This is a genomic window from Bacteroides sp. LFL-34, assembly GCF_027257075.1.
GTDB lineage: Bacteria > Bacteroidota > Bacteroidia > Bacteroidales > Bacteroidaceae > Bacteroides > Bacteroides ovatus.
This window is the reverse complement of the sequence record NZ_JAPQKZ010000027.1, coordinates 37848-59093: the sequence shown is the minus strand read 5'-3', so window position 1 is coordinate 59093 and position 21246 is coordinate 37848. Positions and strand designations below refer to the sequence as shown.

General features: G+C 43.1%; 10 protein-coding genes. 7 read left to right on the top strand and 3 right to left on the bottom strand.

What is annotated here, in order from left to right:
• The first annotated feature begins 11 nt into the window (after nt 1-11).
• The 3 genes from N5O98_RS16330 to N5O98_RS16320 all read left to right on the top strand — a co-directional run bounded on the left by N5O98_RS16330 (nt 12) and on the right by N5O98_RS16320 (nt 7478).
• Entirely contained in the window at nt 12-1733 is a 1722-nt protein-coding gene (locus N5O98_RS16330; protein WP_004301569.1) for a RagB/SusD family nutrient uptake outer membrane protein, read from the top strand.
• Nucleotides 1734-1813: 80 nt separating this feature from the next.
• Entirely contained in the window at nt 1814-3898 is a 2085-nt protein-coding gene (locus N5O98_RS16325) for a rhamnogalacturonan lyase family protein (RefSeq protein ID WP_004308492.1), read from the top strand.
• Between the two features lie 181 nt (nt 3899-4079).
• Entirely contained in the window at nt 4080-7478 is a 3399-nt protein-coding gene (locus N5O98_RS16320; protein WP_118161178.1) for an exo-rhamnogalacturonan lyase family protein, read from the top strand.
• On the opposite strand, the gene N5O98_RS16315 is transcribed toward N5O98_RS16320, so the two are convergent.
• The 3 genes from N5O98_RS16315 to N5O98_RS16305 all read right to left on the bottom strand — a co-directional run bounded on the left by N5O98_RS16315 (nt 7459) and on the right by N5O98_RS16305 (nt 12835).
• A complete protein-coding gene (locus N5O98_RS16315; protein ID WP_004301572.1) occupies nt 7459-9219 on the bottom strand; it encodes an ATP-binding protein in 1761 nt (586 codons plus the stop codon). The two genes, N5O98_RS16320 and N5O98_RS16315, sit on opposite strands and share 20 nt — an antisense overlap.
• A gap of 712 nt (nt 9220-9931) precedes the next feature.
• On the bottom strand, nt 9932-11566 hold the full coding sequence (locus N5O98_RS16310; RefSeq protein ID WP_008650768.1) for a rhamnogalacturonan acetylesterase: 1635 nt from the start codon (nt 11564-11566) through the stop codon (nt 9932-9934).
• Nucleotides 11567-11695: 129 nt separating this feature from the next.
• The gene (locus N5O98_RS16305; protein ID WP_009040096.1) at nt 11696-12835 is read right to left on the bottom strand and encodes a glycoside hydrolase family 88/105 protein; all 1140 of its coding nucleotides are present in this window, start codon (nt 12833-12835) and stop codon (nt 11696-11698) included.
• A gap of 244 nt (nt 12836-13079) precedes the next feature.
• Between N5O98_RS16305 and N5O98_RS16300 the strand changes: the two genes are divergently transcribed.
• From N5O98_RS16300 to N5O98_RS16285, 4 genes are all read left to right on the top strand, one after another.
• Nucleotides 13080-14921: a rhamnogalacturonan lyase gene (locus N5O98_RS16300; RefSeq protein WP_269495831.1), complete on the top strand. Its 1842-nt coding sequence runs from the start codon at nt 13080-13082 to the stop codon at nt 14919-14921.
• Between the two features lie 3 nt (nt 14922-14924).
• Entirely contained in the window at nt 14925-16334 is a 1410-nt protein-coding gene (locus tag N5O98_RS16295) for a glycoside hydrolase family 88/105 protein (protein WP_118161177.1), read from the top strand.
• A gap of 19 nt (nt 16335-16353) precedes the next feature.
• Nucleotides 16354-16668 (top strand): L-rhamnose mutarotase, encoded by a 315-nt coding sequence (gene rhaM, locus N5O98_RS16290; protein ID WP_004308498.1) that lies wholly within the window; start codon nt 16354-16356, stop codon nt 16666-16668.
• 225 nt (nt 16669-16893) lie between these two features.
• Entirely contained in the window at nt 16894-21186 is a 4293-nt protein-coding gene (locus N5O98_RS16285; protein WP_032855813.1) for a hybrid sensor histidine kinase/response regulator transcription factor, read from the top strand.
• The last annotated feature ends 60 nt before the right edge of the window (nt 21187-21246 follow it).

Below are 21246 nucleotides of genomic sequence, written 5' to 3'. Positions count from 1 at the left end.
AAAGCGAAAGAATGAAACTGAAAAACATTATCTACGGAATGATGTGTGTAGCCGCACTCGGTTCCTGCTCAGATAAGATGGAATATCATGAGTACAATAATTATGATGAGGATTTTGTGAAGCTCAACTTCGGTAATGTAGGAGGGCTGATAACAAATATCTATTTGTCCATGGATGTGGACTTTGGAAACTATAGCGGGGCAATTCTTGGTTCTGCTACCGATGAGTCCGAATATGCTTATTCGGGAAATCAGATTGAAGACTTTTACAATGGTTCTTGGAGTCCGTCGAATGCTAAAAGTAGCATGTGGACGTCCTGTTATGAAGGGATAGCCAATTGTAATTTATATCTGGAGAAGTTTACCGGACTGACATTTCCCGAGTTGGCTTTGAACAGTGATTATGCACAACAGATGTTCCGCTATACCAATTACCAGTATGAGGTACGTTTCCTTCGTGCATATTTCTACTTTAACTTGGTACGGCAATATGGAGATGTGCCGTTTAGCGACCATATATTAACAGCCGAAGAATCGAATACGTTATCGCGCAGACCGGCACAGGAGATTTTTGATTATATCATAGCCGAATGTGATGATATTAAAGATAAGATTATCGTCGATTACAGTAAACTGGGAGATATGGCATTGCCTAGTAGTCCGGCGGAAACAGGACGTGCCAACCGTAAAACGGTATTGGCCTTGAAAGCTCGTGCAGCATTGTATGCGGCAAGTCCTTTATTTAATCCGACTGATAATAGAGAACTGTGGTATCGTGCAGCTAAAGCCAATAAGGAAATTTTAGATGACAGTAATGGGTTTGCTGAAAAGGCAAAACTCTTAGTGGAGGATTATTCATCACTTTGGAGCAAGGACAATTACAATGACGCTACTAATGAATTGATTTTTCTCCGTCGTGCCACTACTACCACTAATTCTTTTGAGGGATATAACTTCCCGGTAGGGTTGGAAAATTGTAAAGGTGGAAACTGTCCCACACAGACACTGGTGGATGCGTATGAGATGAAGGATACAGGGTTGCGTCCGGACGAGTTGGATAACTATGATCCTGCTAATCCTTATTATACCAACCGCGACCCTCGTTTCTATCTGACTATTGCCAAGAATGGGGACGAAAAGTGGCCTAACTGGAATACTGTTCCTCTGCAAACCTATCAGGGCGGACTAAATGCGGAGCCTTTGAGTGGCGGAACTCCGACTGGCTATTATCTGAAGAAGTATTGTCAGACGGCAGTAGACTTACGTGCCGGTACAGCTTCAAAGACCTATCATTCATGGATTACATTCCGTTTTGGAGAGTTCTATTTGAATTATGCGGAAGCTGTATATAAGTATCTGGGTAGTCCGTATGCAACGGATAATGAATTTACAACTTCGGCTGTGGATGCTATCAAAGTAGTTCGTACGCGTGCCGAGATGCCCGGATTCCCTCAAGGGATGACCAATGATGCTTTCTGGAAGAAATATCAGAATGAACGTATGGTAGAATTGGCCTTTGAAGGACATCGTTTTTGGGATGTACGTCGTTGGAAGGAGGGTGACAAACATTTCAAGAACATTGTTGAAATGAAGATTACGAAGAATGGGGATGATACTTATACGTATGAACGTAAGGTAAAAGAAAGAAGTTGGGATGATAAGATGTATTTCTTCCCGATTCCGCAGAGTGAAAAATCTAAGAATCCTAATTTGGAGCAGAATCCGGGGTGGTAACCCACAACCGGAATGCTGATGAATAGTGATAGGATATTCTTGCATAGAACGGATGTTTATAGAATAAAAAAACGAAAGAAATGAAGAAACATTATATAATACTGGGGCTGTTTTGTCTGCTGGCCATAGTTGCCTGCTCGGATAATGACCCCGTCGTTGAAGTGAACAATGGCAATCAGACGGAAGAGGAGTTGCCGCCTCTGCCTACTGAAGTTATAACGGGTAGCCGTGCAATGTGGGTTAGTTACGACCCGGCACCAAATGTTGACGCCAATAACTCTTCCGGCATATCATCCGCATTGATTAGCTGGAGATTACTGAAGACCGATCCGTCTAATGTTGCTTTTGATATTTATAAGTCGGTAGACGGCGAGACGGAAGTGAAATTGAATGAGAAACCTATTTCGAATACTACTTCTTGGGTGGATGCGGATATTGATGTATCAAAAACGAATGTATACCGGGTCACTCTTGCCAATCAGGCTGAAACGCTTTGCGATTATACCTTTACCTCTGAAATGGCAGAAAAGTTTTATCATGAGATTAGATTAAACATGAATGTACCCGATGCGTCGATTACATATTCTCCTGATGATATTCAGCTAGGTGACTTGGACGGTGACGGTGAATTGGAGATTGTGGTGAAGAGAGAACCGTATGATGGTGCCAACCAGGGGGGATGGAATAATGGTTCGACTTTGTTGGAAGCTTATAAGATGGATGGTACTTTTTTGTGGCAAATTGATTTGGGAATCAATATTCGTTCCGGTTCACATTATACTTCATATATTTTATACGATTTTGATGGAGATGGTTTATGTGAAATAGCTTTCCGCTCTTCAGAAGGTACAAAGTTTGGGGATGGTAAGGTCATTACCGATGCTTATGGTAATGTGAACGATTATCGAATTCGTCAGACTGACGCTGTGGGCTGGTATTCGGGAGCAAGTATTAATACAATTTGCGGTTTGATAATGGAAGGTCCCGAATATATCTCTATTTGCCGTGGATATGATGGACGTGAAATTACCCGGGTGGATAATATTCCTCGTGGTGGAAGTGGTTCAAAAGCGTCGCGTGCTAAATATTGGAGTGAATATTGGGGAGATGATTACGGAAACCGCATGGACCGTTTCTTTATCGGGGTGGCTTATCTGGATGGTATACCTGACGAAGCGACCGGAGTGAGAACAAGCAACCCCAGTCTGATCATCAGTAGAGGTATTTATCATAATTGGCAAGTATGGGCACTCGATTTGAAAGGGAATAAACTGGAAACCCGTTGGAAGTTTGATACAGCCGAACATTCTTCAAAATGGTTGTCCATGTGTTCGCATAGTTTTCGTGTAGCGGACTTGGACGATGATGGAAAAGATGAAATCTTGTATGGTTCTGCGGCTATAGATGATGATGGAAGCGAATTGTGGTGTACCGGAAACGGTCATGGTGACTGTTTATGTGTTGGCAAATTTATAAAAGACCGTTCAGGATTGCAAATTGTTGCTTCATTTGAAGAACCGGGCAATTATAATGGACAAGGACACGGTTATGGATGTCAAGTGATTGATGCAAGAGATGGTGGCTTGATTACCGGCCATGGAGCGGGTTCGACTACTGATGTCGGTCGTTGTATTGTGGCAGATATCGATCCGGATAGCCCGAATTTTGAGTACTGGTCTTCTTTGCAGGAAGGGGTATTCAGTTGTAGTGGCAGTGGATTGGTATCCAGTACATATCCTACAGGTATTGGTGGTGGAGTTTTGTATAATGTAGCCATTTATTGGAGCGGGCAGCCGACAAGAGAAATGCTGGACCGTGCTTGTGTCGTGAGCTATAAAGAGAACCCTGATGTAAACAAGACGAATAAGACTCGTTTGGTATATTTTGGAACTTACGGTAGCAATGACGGTAACCATAGCACCAAATACAATCCTTGTTACTATGGTGATTTTCTCGGTGACTATCGTGAAGAAGTAATAATGGGTTCAAGTGACATGAAATCTATTTATATATTCTCCACGAATCATCCTACCGAATTCCGTCTTCCTCACTTGATGACCGATCATAATTATGATATGTCTCAAGCGATGCAGAATATGGGATATAACCAGGGAACTAACTTAGGTTACTATGTAGGTGCTGAAACTTTGAAAAAAGCAGAATAAAAAGGTTTTTGAATAAGAAATCTCTTATTTGATATGAGTTTGTTGAAAAAGAACAATCCGGCTAACTGTCGGGTTGTTCTTTTTTTCATAGTTGAACGAATCGCCATATATATGGATAATATTCTATTTCTTAATTGATCGGCTCTCCCTACCTTTGTAAGGTGAGATAGCAAATATACATATGAAAAAACTCTTTATCCTTTTGTTCCTCTTCATCACTTTAGGAACAAACGCACAAAACAATAAAGTTTCCGGCCTCAACGCCCGCCAGTTTCATAAATATTGGAAGGTAGAGTCGGAATCTCCGGATTATAAAGTGACATTTCAGGGTGATACCGCTGAAATACTGTCTCCTAAAGGCCTTACCTTATGGAGGAAAGAAAAGATGAGCGGACGGGTAACCATTGAATATGATGCATGTGTAGTTGTAGAAAAAGAAGGAGACCGTTTGAGTGACCTGAATTGCTTTTGGATGGCTTCGGACCCCAAACATCCTGATAATATATGGAAACGTGAGAAGTGGCGTAGCGGAATCTTTCTGAATTGTTATTCTTTGCAACTCTATTACATGGGATATGGTGGAAATTATAACTCTACTACACGCTTCCGTCGTTATGACGGCAATGAAGCAGGAATCACAGATCCCAAAGTACGTCCTGCCATATTGAAAGAATATACAGATACCGAACATTTGCTAAAAGCGAATCACTGGTATCACATTAAGATAACAAATGAAAATAATAGGGTTAGTTATTACATAGACGGCAAGCGACTGGTGGACTTCCGCGATGCCGAACCTCTGACAGAAGGATGGTTCGGCTTTCGTACCACCTTATCCCGTACCCGCATTACAAACTTCCGCTATGAATGTTTGCCACCCCAAACGTCTACTGTTCCTTTACATTGGATCGGCAATACTCCTGAACAAGACAAAGCTGTAAGCTTCGGAGTTCCTTTTGATGAAGGCTACCTATTTCCAGAAACTTCATTGCGGTTAAAAACAGATAGAAATCAAGAGATTCCGGTAGATACTTGGCCATTGGCTTACTGGCCGGATGGTTCCGTGAAATGGAGCGGAGTTGCCGGAGTCATTCCTGCCGGAACAGAAAGACTGACATTAGAAAAAGCCCCCCGGAAAGCAAAAATTATCAATAAACAGCCTAATGCTTCTATTGCAATCACTGAAACGCCTGAAAATATTCAAATTGAAACAGGGCTGATTTCCGTATTTATTCCCCGACACGGAGATTTCCTGATTGATAGCCTATTGTATAAAGGAACTAAAGTAGGAGAGAAAGCGCGTCTGATTTGTAATACTCAAAGCGAGCCGATTCAAGAAAATACATCTCAAATATCTTTTACTCATTACATAGGGGAAATAAAATCAGTAACCATAGAACGTCTGGGCTCTGTACGGGCACTTGTAAAGTTGGAAGGGATACATCGGAACAGGAATAAGGAGATTGATACGAATCACTCTGAAGGGAAAGGGAATTATGCGAATAACTCTGATATGAACAAACTGAATAACCGTGAGTGGCTTCCTTTTGTGGTACGTCTCTACTTTTATGGTGGCAGTGAACAGATCAAAATGGTACATAGTTTCGTCTATGACGGAGATCAGAAGAAAGATTTCATTCGTAGTTTAGGTATCCGTTTCGACGTTCCTATGCGTGAAGCTCTGTATAATCGTCATATTGCTTTCTCGTGTGCAGATGGAGGAGTGTGGAGCGAGCCGGTACAACCATTGGTAGGGCGTCGCATACTCACTTTAAATAAGGCAGATAATAAGAAAAATAGTAATGAAAAGAAGGACGCACAACAGAAGCCAACAGATGAACCCTCCCTGCAACAGCAGCAAATGGAAGGCAAACGTATTCCGCCTTATGAATCTTTCGATGAAAAGAACCGCTCTCTGCTCGATAACTGGGCTTCATGGAATGACTACCGTCTGTCTCAACTCACTGCCGATGCTTTCTCCATTCGTAAACGTGCCAATAACGATAATCCCTGGATAGGAACCTTTTCCGGCACACGTAGCGATGGATATATTTTTGTCGGAGATATTACCGGAGGATTAGGACTTTGTATGCATGACTTTTGGCAGTCTTATCCCTCTTCTATTGAAATTTCAGACGCACGAACCCCGGTAGCTACCCTTACCGCCTGGTTGTGGAGTCCGGAGTCCGAGCCTATGGATTTACGGCATTATGATCGTATAGCTCATGACCTGAATGCCAGCTATGAAGATGTCCAGGAAGGTATGAGCACGCCATACGGCATTGCCCGTACAACTACGTTGACACTGATCCCACAAAGTGGCTATGCCGGAAAAAAGGCTTTTGCTGATTATGCCAAACAATTTTCTAGCCCTAGTCTGTTAATGCCAACCCCGAATTATCTTCATGCCCGCCAGGCTTTCGGGATATGGAGTCTCCCCGACCGTACTACTCCATTCCGTACTCGTGTAGAAGACCGCTTGGATGCTTACATTGACTTCTATCAGAAAGCAATCGAACAAAACAAGTGGTACGGTTTCTGGAATTATGGTGATGTGATGCACGCTTATGACCCTGTTCGTCATACCTGGCGTTACGATGTCGGAGGATTTGCCTGGGACAATACGGAACTGGCTTCTAATATGTGGCTATGGTATAATTTCCTGCGTACCGGGCGTATTGATATTTGGCGTATGGCAGAAGCTATGACGCGTCATACAGGCGAAGTGGATGTCTATCATATCGGTCCCAATGCCGGATTAGGCAGTCGGCATAATGTAAGTCATTGGGGATGCGGAGCTAAAGAAGCGCGAATCAGCCAGGCCGCCTGGAACCGTTTCTACTATTACCTTACTACAGACGAACGTTGCGGTGATTTAATGACTGAAGTGAAGGATGCCGACCACAAACTCTATGACTTGGACCCTATGCGCCTGGCCCAACCTCGCAGTGAATATCCTTGTACCGCTCCCGCCCGTTTGCGTATCGGTCCCGACTGGCTGGCTTATGCCGGTAATTGGATGACAGAATGGGAGCGCACAGGTAACACTGCTTATCGTGATAAAATAATAGCAGGAATGAAAAGCATTGCCGTCCTGCCTAACCGCCTCTTTACCGGCCCCAAAGCTCTAGGATTTGATCCGTCAACAGGAATCATCACAACCGAATGTGACCCCAAATTGGAAACAACCAACCATTTAATGACGATCATGGGCGGATTTGAGATAGCCAATGAAATGATGCGTATGATTGATATACCCGAATGGAAAGACGCCTGGCTTGATCATGCTGCACGTTACAAGAAGAAAGCATGGGAACTTAGCCATAGCCGTTTTCGTGTCTCCCGTCTGATGGCTTACGCAGCTTATCACTTGCGCAATACCCAAATGGCTGAAGAAGCCTGGAAAGATTTGTTTACCCGGTTGGAACATACACCTGCACCGCCTTTCCGCATCACTACCATACTTCCGCCGGAAGTACCGTCTCCATTAGATGAATGTACGAGCATTAGCACGAATGATGCTGCTCTTTGGAGCTTGGATGCTATTTATATGCAGGAAGTTATTCCGAAGGATGAATAGCAGAAGCATTTATTTCTTCACATTTCACCATATCCCAACCTTGGAACTGAATTAATAATAGGTGAAGTGTCGTTCCAGTAGCCAGTTTCTGCACAACTTTATCCTTACTGTATCGCAACAGTTGCTGTCTTCCTTCTTCTGCTTGGGCTTCAAGTTCAGCATTGGTAGCTGTACGTGTAGCGTATTTCAACTCCAGGATATAGCTGTGTTCTATATCGGAATAACGCATTTTGTCCGGCAATAGGAAGAAGTCACAATAGCCATAGTTCATTTCCAGTTCCGGCTGTACGAGATAATAAGAAGCAATGGCAAGATAGGCTTTTAGGAAACCTTGCAGGTTTCTTTCCCCTTCTATCGCATCTCGTATGGAAGAGTTCTCCCGATAGGCACGGGCGATGGTTTCGAAGAATGGTTGCCAATGACCATCGAAGGCGAAATCATCTATCAAGTCTTTCAGATGTGAAAGATTCAGGGTATGGGCCTGTTGATAGTAGTCGCGCAAGAATCCAAGGTACTGCTCGCGCACACAATTGTTAGGTATGCACATTTTCAGACGGTCGCCACGGGTGCCGCACATGGTAAGTAAACCATAATAATAGAGCAGGCTTCGGAAGTTCTCTATATCTGCTATCTTTTCTGACGGGAACGAAGTATGTAAGTCTACCAGTATTTCACCTTTTGCCGCAATTTCTTCGATAGTACTCATGCGGCTTCCCTCATGGGTGTTGTCGTGGTCAATGCGTGCCAGCATTTTCAGTTTACTGTAATCCGTACGGATATTCTTGTCTACCATATTTTCGGGTGGACGGTGAAAATCAATTTGGTTACGTAAATAGTATAAAGTCATATCGCAATTAAACACACGGTCGTTGTCCAAAGATGTTCTGGCGAAGCAATAATTGTCATACCACGGTTTCATTTCTGTAATCATCGCTTCTACATCACCGACCAGCTTTCCATTTTGTTGGTAATAACGGAGCATTTCACGTACTTCAGTTTCATCAAATCCTATCATGGCATTAAAACGGGAATCAGTCGATATATTCCAGTCAATATTATACCCGCTAGATAAATCATCCAGTGTGATAGGGCTGACTCCCATTAGGAAAATTCGGTCAAACATACCTTTGAACTGCTTGAAGTATTCACGGTAGAAGCCGCTGGCATGAGTCAGGTCATGGAACATTTTCTGTCCGTGTTCGCTCAATATGACGTTGGTAAAGTTGTCATATTCGTCAATTATCAGATAGAGAGGATATCCTTTTTCTTTAGCCTTTACTTCTATATATGATAATTTTGCTTTAGCGCTTTCAATGCTTTCTACTGTTGACTTGAAATCTTCATCATAATAAGATGCGTATGCATGGGCAAACTGGTTGATGATGATACTGCAATATTCATTAAAGCTACTCATCAAATCTGCTCCCGGCAGTGAGCAGCCTGCTTTTGAGAAGTCGAAGAAAAGGACTTGGAAACTGTTATGTTGTTTGGTTGGACGGCTTCCTATCCATAAGTCACCGAAATACTTGTCGAAGTTATCCTTCTGTATTATGTCGTAATAAGTACGCATCATGCTTAGGAATAAGCTTTTTCCGAAACGTCTCGGACGAATAAGGAAAAGGTAACTGGGCATTTCCTCGATAAGGGGCAGATACATGGTTTTATCGACGAAATAGAAGTTTTCGTTCCGCATCCGGTTGAAGTCGGATATTCCGTATGGTATTCCTTTCACTTGGCTCATATTGGCAGGCTTTTAATTTGTACAGGCAAAGTTAATCTATTCCGTGGAATAAATCAATGATTTGCGACTGTATTATGTTGGATACGAACATTCATTTTTCCCTTGAATGGGGATGAACATATCCTGTCCAGATGTTCTGTTTTTAAGATTATATTAGAAAATAACCGTTGCGAAATTGATGAATCAGAGAAAAAACTGCATAAATAAGTGCAATAATATGCAGAAATATAGGCGAAAAGTGAATAATATCAGACAGAATATGCGTCTTTTCTAACGGAAAAAGAGTTCGTTAGGTTTAAACCAACAGGGTGATCCTCACCGATGAACGCTATCTTCCTCACCGATGAACTTGTCCTTCATCGGTGAGGAAGATATAAATGTGCTTTTTTAAGCTAGTTTTTCTCTGATTTACCTGGACTTTTGAATAAGAAAATAATAACATAATGGAAGATTAATCCCTGAATCGATATCGACTTGCAAGTGTTGTAGGATAAAATAGGTGTGAAATGCTAGATAAACTCTATAAATGATAAGAATGAGGATTTGCGTGTTGACAAATGTCGGAGCTTTTTTATTCTTCTTCATCTGCTATGCTGTTTTCTCCATTCTGCACTGCTTAAATATTCCTTTTTTAAGATAGAATATTTAAACAGTCCGGATAGTCTATATTTCCCTTTAGTCCTTTGCTATCTTTACAGGATTCTCTTTCGTATTATTTCAAATACTCTTTTAGCGGGCAATCACTCTTTTTCAACCCTTCAGCAATACTTTTGGCGTTCATGTGCGCTCCTTTCAAAGAAGTATGTGTATGGTCGTGATTGTAGTAAGCTGCAGCTTTCTTCACACCTTTCTTTTCAAGTTTATCGGCACTAATCTTATTCAAGTCAATGAAATAAGCTCCCGTAGCTTCCGCAGCTTCACGTGTCCACTTGCCAAAAGACTCGGTATTACGTTCTATTTTTCCATCTTTCCATTTGTTGCGTGGCGTATGACTAAGAACGATGGGAATGGCACCTTTCTCCTGAACATCCATGATGAACTTTCGAAGATACCAGCCGAAAGTATAAACAACTTGATATTTGCCTGTCTTTTCCATTAGAAAGACTTTGCTCTCATCTCCCGAACCGCGCAATTCGGCACGGGCTTTCCCTTTGTTTATATCTCCTGCATCATTATGTCCGAACTGAATCAGAACGAAGTCCCCCGGTTGCAAGGCATTGTATACCTTATCCCAACGACCTTCATCGAGGAAAGTACGTGCACTACGTCCTGCCATCGCACGATTTTCTACAGAAATTTTATTTAGATTGAACTCGTCAGCAATTACGCTTCCCCAACCCCACATACCGTTTTTGTCTTTATCTTCATTTCTGACCGTACTATCTCCGATAGTAAACAATACCGGACGTCCCTCTTTCCGACTGGAACCTGTCACTGTATCTTTCTCAACAGGTTTCAGATAATTGGCTAATTCCAGTCCTTCATACGCACGTATTCCGTCAGCAGCAGATTCTGCATTTACTTTAGCACCGAAAGCACTTGTATGTATACGGTCGATGTAGAACATATATTTCACCTTATTCTTGCCGAACTTCTCAAATTTGCGGGCACTGATATCATTCAAGTCAATAAAAGGAACATGCTGTTCTTCTGCCACCTGCTTTGCCCACAATCCAAAAGTCTTGTTGACACGTGTGATGATGGTGCTGTCTTTGTCTTCCCAAGCATTGCGGGGAGTAAGCGAAAAAAGGATCGGATGAGCACCTTTGGCTTTTACATCTTGAATGAAACGACGCATATATTCCCCGTAGGTATATACGGTTTCTTTTACTCCGGTTTCTTTAATCGTTACGTTCAGTGTATCTTTGCCAATTCCGGGAATGGAAGCACGGGCACGTCCGCTGTCGTATGGGCCGTTGTCATTGTGCCCCAGTTCGATGATAACCCAGTCTCCCGGGCGTACTCCTTTGATTACATCCGGCCATAAACGGTTATAGAAAGTACGGCTACTGGTTCCACCCAACGCATGATTCTCTACAGTAATCCGGTTAGAGTCGAAATAATCACCTGCATAATAGCCCCATCCCCATTGTCCGTTGTTGCCGTTTCCTAAAGTTCCGGTACGCATGGTAGAGTTACCTACCAGGAACAGAACAGGGTTGTCACCTTTCCGGCTCGAACCGGCTTCCGGTCGCGAGGTACGTGCTTTATTCAGGCTGTCCAGCGTGTTGTCAATTACTTGATTGACGTCTGCCATGGGAGCGGAAACTTTATTTTGCGCTTGCAGTTGCAAACTAAATGTAATGGCCATCAGCCAACATATATACGGGAATAATTTGTTTTTCATGAATCTGTTTTCTTTGAAATCCCTCACTGACCGGTGTCTAAACAGTCAGTGAGGGAACTAGCTACTAACTAACCTCTAACTAAACCTAATGAATGATTATCTTTAAACCTAATGAAAAAACTGTCTATGTTATTTTAATTTATAAACTTCTGTTCCGGCAAGCAGGAAACAACCGACTCCGTAGTCTTCAAAGTCGGGCACACTCTTATAAGTAACCGGCTGTCCGTCTTTAGGCTCTTTGCCTGTTCCCTGCACATATCCCAGGAATCCGTTCGGATGTACGGCATCTTTCACCATAGCGTTCCATGCTTTTAAAAGGACGGGAAGATATTCTTTGCGGTCGAGCAGTCCGTTGCGCACTCCCCAAGCCATGCCGTATACAAACAGTGCTGTTCCGGAAGTCTCTTTACCTCCGAAGTTCGTCGGATCATGAAGACTCACATTCCAGAAACCATCTTCACGCTGACATTTTTTAAGTGCCTTGCTCATAGCGAGAAAATCATTTATATAGTCCTGGCGATGTGTTTCATTGGCAGGGATTTCATCCAATACCCGTACAAGAGCTGCATATACCCAGCCATTTCCACGACTCCAGTAGCAATCTTCTCCATTCGGTTCTTTGTAAGGAGGATCAAAGTCCTGATCGCGCCACCATAAGCAATCTTTAGGATTATACATTCCGGCTTCTCCGTGCACGTTACGAGTGTAAGAATACATATCCCACATCTTATCGTAGTATTTCTGTTCACCGGTCATTTTTCCAAACTTTGCGTAGATTGGCATTGCCATTTGGATAGCGTCAATCCACCACCAATCGTTCACCTGCGGAGTGTTGACTACCATATCGATACTTGCTTTTATATTCCGGATCATATTCGGATCGGACGGACACATATTATAAAGGTCGATATACGTTTGTCCGCAGCAATGGTCGTCTGCGTTACGGGTCGTATTGCCGTTTCTCATTCCCCATTTGTGGAAATCAGCCCAATCGTAGGCATACTTATAATAATCCTCACGCGGGTAAATGCCATACAGAGCCATTAATCCTTCATAATATACGCCTCTCGTCCATATATTGCTTGGACGGACTCTGCCATAGAAAGAAGGCAATGTGTAATCGGCATACTTTTTCATAAAGTAGTCGTTTACTTTTACGATGGTCTCTAAAGTCTCTTTTTGTGCAGGTAACTCTTGTGCCATGACCGGCTTTCCTGTCATAAGACAAAGAAGGGTTACTGTAAAGAATGAGAGTAGTGATTTCTTCATGGTGAAATAATTCTGTTTTATTAATTGGGTGTTCATTCTAATTTTCATTGGCAAAGATAAGGGACGCACTTTTCTTTTTCAATGGATTTCCGTTCAGATATATTCATTTTTGTTCACCAGGTAGTTATAATGCGGTTTAAAAGTGGGCTATATGATGATTTCTACATAGATCTGTACAATATTCTATTTTATAAGTAGGCTGTACCGTTTACTTTTGTGTTGTAAATTGATTAACGATAAAACTATGAAATGCATAAGTGCTTTTTTAAGTCTGTGTCTGATAGCTGCTTTTGTAGTGGCGCAGCTGAACTATGACTTTTCGAAACTGAAACGCGAACATTTGGGACGCGGTGTAATTGCCATCAGAGAGAATCCATCTACTGTTGCCGTGTCTTGGCGTTATCTGTCCTCCGACCCGATGGACGAATCTTTTGATATTTATAGAAACGGTGAAAAGGTAAACAAATATCCGATAAGAAATGCGACTTTCTTTCAGGATATATATAAAGGTACGGAATCCGTACTTTATACCGTCAAAGCTATCCAATCAAAAACGGAAAGCAATTATCAATTGCCGTCCGATGCTCCGGCTGGTTATCTGAACATCCCGCTGAATCGTCCTGAAAACGGTACGACTCCGGCAGGACAAAGTTATTTCTATGCTCCTAATGATGCCAGTATCGGCGATGTGGACGGTGACGGGGAATATGAGATTATCTTGAAATGGGATCCGTCGAACGCACACGATAATTCGCATGACGGTTACACCGGAGAGGTATATTTCGATTGTTATAAATTAAACGGGCAACATTTATGGCGCATTAATCTGGGACGTAATATACGTGCCGGTGCACACTACACCCAGTTTATGGTGTTTGACCTCGATGGCGACGGTAAAGCGGAAGTAGTAATGAAAACCGCCGACGGAACAGTGGACGGAAAAGGAAAAGTGATTGGAGATGCGCAAGCTGACTATCGGAATGAACAGGGACGTATTTTGACCGGACCGGAATATCTGACTGTCTTCAACGGACTGACAGGAGAAGCGATGCAAACGATTGATTACGTACCAGAAAGAGGAAACCTGATGGATTGGGGAGACAATCGTGGTAATCGTAGTGACCGCTTTTTGGCTTGCGTTGCCTATCTCGACGGTATCCATCCTAGTGTTGTGATGTGTCGTGGATATTATACCCGTACAGTATTGGCAGCATACGACTGGAATGGAAAGGAACTGAAAGAACGCTGGATTTTCGACAGTAACCATCCTGGTTGTGAAGACTATGCCGGACAAGGTAATCATAACCTTCGGGTAGGTGACGTAGATGGTGACGGATGCGATGAGATTATCTACGGCTCGTGTGCCATCGACCATAACGGCAAAGGATTGTACACAACGAAGATGGGACATGGAGACGCGATTCATCTGACTCATTTCGATCCTTCCCGCAAAGGGTTGCAAGTATGGGACTGTCACGAAAACAAGCGTGACGGAAGTACGTACAGAGATGCGGCAACCGGAGAAATTCTTTTCCAGATAAAAGATAGTACAGATGTCGGGCGTTGTATGGCGGCTGATATTGACCCGACCCAACCGGGCGTTGAAATGTGGTCTCTTGCTTCCGGAGGAATAAGAAATATAAAAGGAGAAGTGGTGAAAGCCCGTGTCAGAGGATTGTCATGTAATATGGCTGTCTGGTGGGACGGTGATTTACTGCGCGAACTATTGGATAGAAATATAGTCAGCAAATATAATTGGAAGAAAGGAGTCTGTGAGCGTATAGCCATTTTCGAAGGAGCTCTTTCCAACAACGGAACGAAGGCAACACCTTGCCTGCAAGGGGATATTGTAGGCGACTGGCGGGAAGAAGTACTGTTGCGCACAGCCGATAATACCGCTTTGCGGCTTTATGTCTCTACCATTCCCACTGATTACCGCTTCCACACCTTTTTGGAGGATCCTGTTTATCGCATCAGTATCGCTACCCAGAACGTAGCCTACAACCAGCCGACACAACCGGGATTCTACTTTGGACCGGATTTGCAGGGAACCCTATTCAGAGGATGTAAAATACCTAAAAAATAAAATATGAATATTCGTATCATAGCCATTGCTTCGTTGCTGATAGCTTTGCCTGTCAGCGCACAGAAAAAGAAAACTGTAGTGAATGACTCAAACACGCCTTTGCATTTATTGCAACCTGCTTATCAGGGCACTTATGGTGATTTGACACCGGAACAGGTAAAGAAAGAGGTAGACCGTGTATTTGCTTATATAGATAAGGAGACTCCCGCCCGTGTGGTAGACAAGAATACGGGTAAAGTGATTACCAATTATACAACGATGGGAGAGGAGGCACAACTGGAGCGTGGAGCTTTTCGTTTGGCAAGTTATGAATGGGGAGTGACCTATTCTGCCTTGATAGCGGCATCCGAAGCTACGGGTGACACACGCTATATGGATTATGTACAGAATCGTTTTCGTTTTCTGGCCGAAGTAGCACCGCATTTCAAGCGTGTTTATAAAGAAAAGGGCACAACGGACCCGCAGTTGCTTCAAATCCTCACTCCGCACGCACTGGATGATGCGGGAGCCGTATGCGCGGCGATGGTGAAAGTCCGTTTGAAAGATCCCTCGCTTCCTGTGGATGAACTGATACGTAATTATTTTGATTTCATCATTAATAAAGAGTATCGTCTGGCAGATGGAACTTTTGCACGCAACCGTCCGCAGCATAACACTCTTTGGCTGGATGATATGTTTATGGGTATTCCGGCAGTAGCACAGATGAGTTATTATGACAAGGGGCAAAAAAATAAATATCTGGCAGAAGCAGTGAGACAATTCCTGCAATTTGCCGATCGCATGTTTATTCCCGAAAAAGGACTGTATCGTCACGGATGGGTGGAAAGTAGTAGCGATCATCCTGCTTTTTGTTGGGCGCGCGCCAACGGTTGGGCTATGTTGACGGCTTGCGAACTGCTCGACGTTCTACCGGAAGACTATCCTCAACGTGCGAAAGTGATGGATTATTTCCGGGCTCATGTATGTGGAGTGACAGCCTTGCAAAGTGGAGAAGGACTTTGGCACCAACTGCTCGACCGGAATGATTCTTACCTGGAAACTTCCGCTACTGCGATATATGTATACTGCCTGGCACACGCCATCAATAAAGGATGGATTGACGCCATTGCTTACGGACCGGTTACTCATCTGGGATGGCATGCCGTAGCCGGCAAGATAAATGCGGAGGGGCAAGTGGAAGGAACCTGTGTCGGTACGGGAATGGCTTTCGACCCTGCTTTTTACTATTACCGTCCGGTCAATGTATATGCGGCACATGGTTACGGACCGGTTCTTTGGGCAGGTGCGGAAATGATTCGCTTGTTGAAAAATCAATATCCACAGATGAATGACAGTGCCGTTCAATACTACCAGGTGAAACAAAAGACGACAGCACCTATTTTTGCTATCGACACAGAAGAAAAGAAAGATTAACTTTAAATAGATTGAAACCATGAAACGAGAAGCATTTAAAATGTATTTGAAACCCGGATGTGAAGCCGAATATGAAAAAAGACATGCTGCCATCTGGCCCGAACTGAAAGCACTGCTTTCACAGAATGGAGTGTCGGACTATTCGATTTATTGGGATAAAGAAACAAATATCCTGTTTGCTTTCCAAAAAACGGAAGGGGGAGCAGGTTCGCAGGATTTAGGTAATACGGAAATCGTACAGAAATGGTGGGATTATATGGCGGATATCATGGAAGTGAATCCGGACAATTCACCCGTATCCATTCCTTTGCCGGAAGTATTCCACATGGATTGAGTTTTCAGTAATTCTATCAGTCTGTAATTATTTAGACGCGGATTACACGAATGACACAGATTTAAGAATAAAAAATCCGCGTCATTCGTGTAATCCGCGTCTAAATAATGGTAGTAATTGCTCTTTAGCATATCCGCTTCCTACTATTTAATGGAGTGTTTCTTTTATTATCTCAACTATCTTGATTATTTTTGTCCAACATTTATTATTAATCTTGGAATCTTTATGACGCAAAGACACCTTTTAGTTTTCACTTTCCTTGTTAGCTTTGTACTGAATGCTTATAGTGCAATAGAGCTTCGTTCTACACAAATGAGAACTAGTGATGGTCTTCCCAACAACTCTATCCGATACATCTATCAGGATAGCAAAGGCTTTTTGTGGCTGGCTACCTTGAACGGATTAAGTCGTTATGATGGCAACTCTTTCCTGACCTTTCGTCCGGAAGCTGGAGATAAAGTGTCTTTGGCCGACAACCGGATTTACGATCTCACAGAAGATAAAGATGGCTTTTTATGGATTTCCACTACACCTGAACTATATAGCTGCTATGATTTGCAACGTGCCCGTTTTGTTGATTACACGGGTTGCGGTGAGTTAAGGCAGAATTACTCTACTGTATTTGTTACAGCCAACGGAGACGTATGGTTATCACATCAAGGCAATGGTTGCCGACGTATGGTGCATCAGAAAAACGGTGAAATGACATCTACCGTATTCAGGACAGAACGTGGAAACCTGCCGGATAACCGGGTGAAATTCGTGAATGAAGATGCCAGCGGACGTATCTGGATCGGCACTCAATGCGGATTGGTTTCTGTCTCCAACGGACAATATCGGATAGAAGACCGGTTGATTCATTTCACTTCTTCTCTGGCTTATAAGGATGACATGTATTTCCTTACGGCAGATGGAGATATTTATTATTACCATTCGGCTACGCAGAAGATGCAGAAGCTGGCTGCCCTTTCAACCGTTGCAGGGCAGACGTCGCCTACCGGAAATTTCTTGTTGAAAGATAAATGGATGATTCTGACTACGACCGGAGTATATACATATAATTTTGCGACCGGAGAAGTAGCCGCTGACCCCCGTCTGAATATTAAAAAGGGCGAACTGATTCGCGACAACCACGGAGACTATTGGATATATAATCATACAGGACACCTCACCTATGTGGTTGCCGCAACCGGTGAAAGTAAAGATTTCCAGTTGATCCCTCAAGATAAGATCAGTTACATCGACTTCGAACGTTATCATATCGTACATGATTCCCGCGGAATCATCTGGATTTCTACCTATGGGAATGGGCTTTTTGCTTATAACACAGCCGAAGATAAACTGGAACATTTCGTTGCCAACATCAACGATCAAAGTCATATCAGTTCGGATTTCCTGCAATATGTCATGGAAGATCGTGCCGGTGGCATCTGGGTAGCTTCGGAATATTCGGGTTTATCCCGCATTTCAGTGTTGAATGAAGGAACTTCCCGCATCTATCCCGAGTCCCGTGAACTGTTCGACCGTTCGAATACCATCCGTATGTTGACCAAGATGTCTAATGGCGATATTTGGGTAGGTACGCGTAAAGGCGGACTTTATACCTTTGACGCAAATCTTCAGTCGAAAATGACGAATCAATATTTTCATTCCAATATTTATGCAATCGCTGAAGATCGCCAGGGACGGATGTGGACTGGAACCCGTGGTAATGGATTGAAGGTGGGAGATACCTGGTATTATAATACCCCGTCCGACCCAACTTCATTGTCGGATAATAACGTTTTTGCTATTTATCGCGATCGTAAAGACCGTATGTGGGTGGGTACATTCGGCGGAGGGCTCGAATTGGCTGAACCTACTTCTGACGGGAAATATAAATTCCGGCATTTCTTCCAGCAAACGTTCGGAATGAGGATGGTGCGTGTGATAGAAGAAGATGAAAACGGAATGGTCTGGGTAGGAACCAGTGAGGGGATTTGTATCTTTCATCCGGACTCACTGATTGCGGATGGTGATAATTATCATCTCTTCAGTTATACAAACGGAAAATTCTGCAGTAATGAAATCAAATGTATCTATCGTGATACGAAGGGACGTATGTGGATTGGTACTTCCGGTTCGGGACTGAACCTCTGTACGCCGCAGGACGACTATCATTCATTGAAATATGAGCATTACGGAACTTCCGAAGGGTTGGTCAACGATGTGATCCAGTCTGTTCTGGGAGATAGAAAAGGAAACCTTTGGGTAGCGACTGAATATGGAATTTCCAAGTTCACCCCGTCCACCCGTTCTTTTGAGAACTATTTCTTTTCTTCCTATACTTTAGGAAATGTGTATAGTGAGAATAGTGCCTGTATGCGTGAAGACGGGAAATTGCTTTTTGGTACAAACTATGGATTAATTGTGATCGACCCTGAAAAGATACAAGATAGTGAAACGTTTTCTCCGGTTGTTTTCACTGATTTGTACGTCAATGGGACCCAGATGAATCCGCAGATGGAGGATTCTCCTTTAAAACAGTCTCTTGCTTATTCGGATGAAATTACGCTGAAATATTTTCAAAACTCATTCCTGATAGATTTCTCCACTTTCGACTATTCGGATAGCGGACATACGAAATATATGTATTGGTTGGAAAACTACGACCAGGGATGGAGTGCTCCTTCTCCACTGAATTTCGCCTCCTTTAAGTACCTGAATCCGGGAACCTACATACTTCATGTCAAGTCCAGCAATGGATCGGGTATATGGAACGACAGTGAGACTACACTGAAGATCGTAGTCGTCCCACCGTTTTGGAAGACTAACTGGGCAATGTTGTGCTATGTTCTGTTATTGATGGTAGCCTTGTATTTTGCCTTCCGCATCGTCCGCAACTTTAATGGTTTGCGTAACCGTATTAACGTAGAGAAGCAACTGACTGAATATAAGCTGGTCTTCTTCACCAATATTTCTCATGAATTCCGTACGCCGCTTACTTTAATCCAGGGAGCTTTGGAGAAAATTCAGCGTGTCACGGATATTCCGCGCGAATTGATATATCCTCTGAAAACAATGGATAAGAGTACGCAACGTATGTTGAGACTCATCAACCAGTTATTGGAATTCAGAAAGATGCAGAATAATAAACTGGCGCTTTCTTTAGAGGAAACAGATGTCATCTCTTTCCTTTATGAAATATTTTTGAGTTTCGGCGACGTGGCGGAACAGAAGAATATGAACTTCCGTTTCTTGCCTTCGGTGCCATCTTATAAGATGTTTATTGATAAAGGTAATTTGGATAAGGTGACTTATAACCTGCTTTCAAATGCATTTAAATATACTCCTTCCAACGGAACGATTATTCTTTCGGTGAATGTGGACGAAGGGAAGCAAACATTGCAGATTCAGGTTTCGGATACGGGAGTGGGGATTCCTAAAGAGAAACAGAATGAATTGTTCAAGCGGTTTATGCAGAGTAATTTCTCCGGTGACAGTATTGGAGTCGGTCTGCATTTGAGCCACGAACTGGTGCAGGTGCATAAAGGTACGATTGAGTATAAAGACAATGAAGGTGGCGGTTCTGTATTTACCGTATGTATTCCGACAGATAAGACGGTGTATTCGGAGAAAGACTTCCTTGTTCCGGGCAACGTATTGCTGAAAGAGGCAGACGGTCACGTACATCATTTGTTACAGCTTTCGGAAGAGCTTCCTGACCCGGAAAAGATGGCTGCTCCTTTGAACAAACGGAAAGTGCTGATTATTGAAGATGATAATGATATCCGTGAGTTTCTACGGGAAGAAATTGGCGCATACTTTGAAGTGGAAGTGGCTGCCGACGGCACGTCCGGATTTGAAAAGGCCCGTACGTATGATGCCGACCTGATTATCTGTGATGTTCTGATGCCGGGAATGACCGGATTTGAAGTGACCAAGAAACTAAAAACAGATTTTGATACGAGTCATATTCCCATTATCCTTCTGACTGCGTTGAACTCACCGGAAAAGCATCTGGAAGGAATTGAGGCAGGTGCGGATGCATACATCGCCAAACCATTCAGCGTTAAACTGCTGTTGGCACGTGTATTCCGTTTGATCGAACAGCGTGATAAATTGCGTGAGAAGTTCTCCAACGAACCGGGTATTGTGCGACCGGCTATGTGTACTACCGAACGGGATAAAGAATTTGCAGACCGCTTGGCTGCCATTCTCGAACAGAATCTTGCCCGCCCGGAATTTTCTATTGATGAGTTTGCGCAGCTTATGAAGTTGGGACGAACCGTTTTTTATCGGAAATTACGCGGCGTAACAGGATATTCGCCTAATGAATATTTGCGTGTGGTGCGAATGAAGAAAGCGGCGGAGTTGTTGCTGTCAGAAGATAATCTAACGGTTGCGGAAGTCTCTTACAAGGTAGGCATCAGTGATCCTTTTTATTTCAGCAAATGCTTTAAAGCACAGTTTGGGGTGGCACCATCGGTTTATCAGCGTGGTGTGAATAATGAAGGAATAAATGAAAAAAATGAGTGATAAGGATTCAAAAAGGAACGGTATGAAAAGAAGAGATTTTGTTTGCTTGGTATCATAATA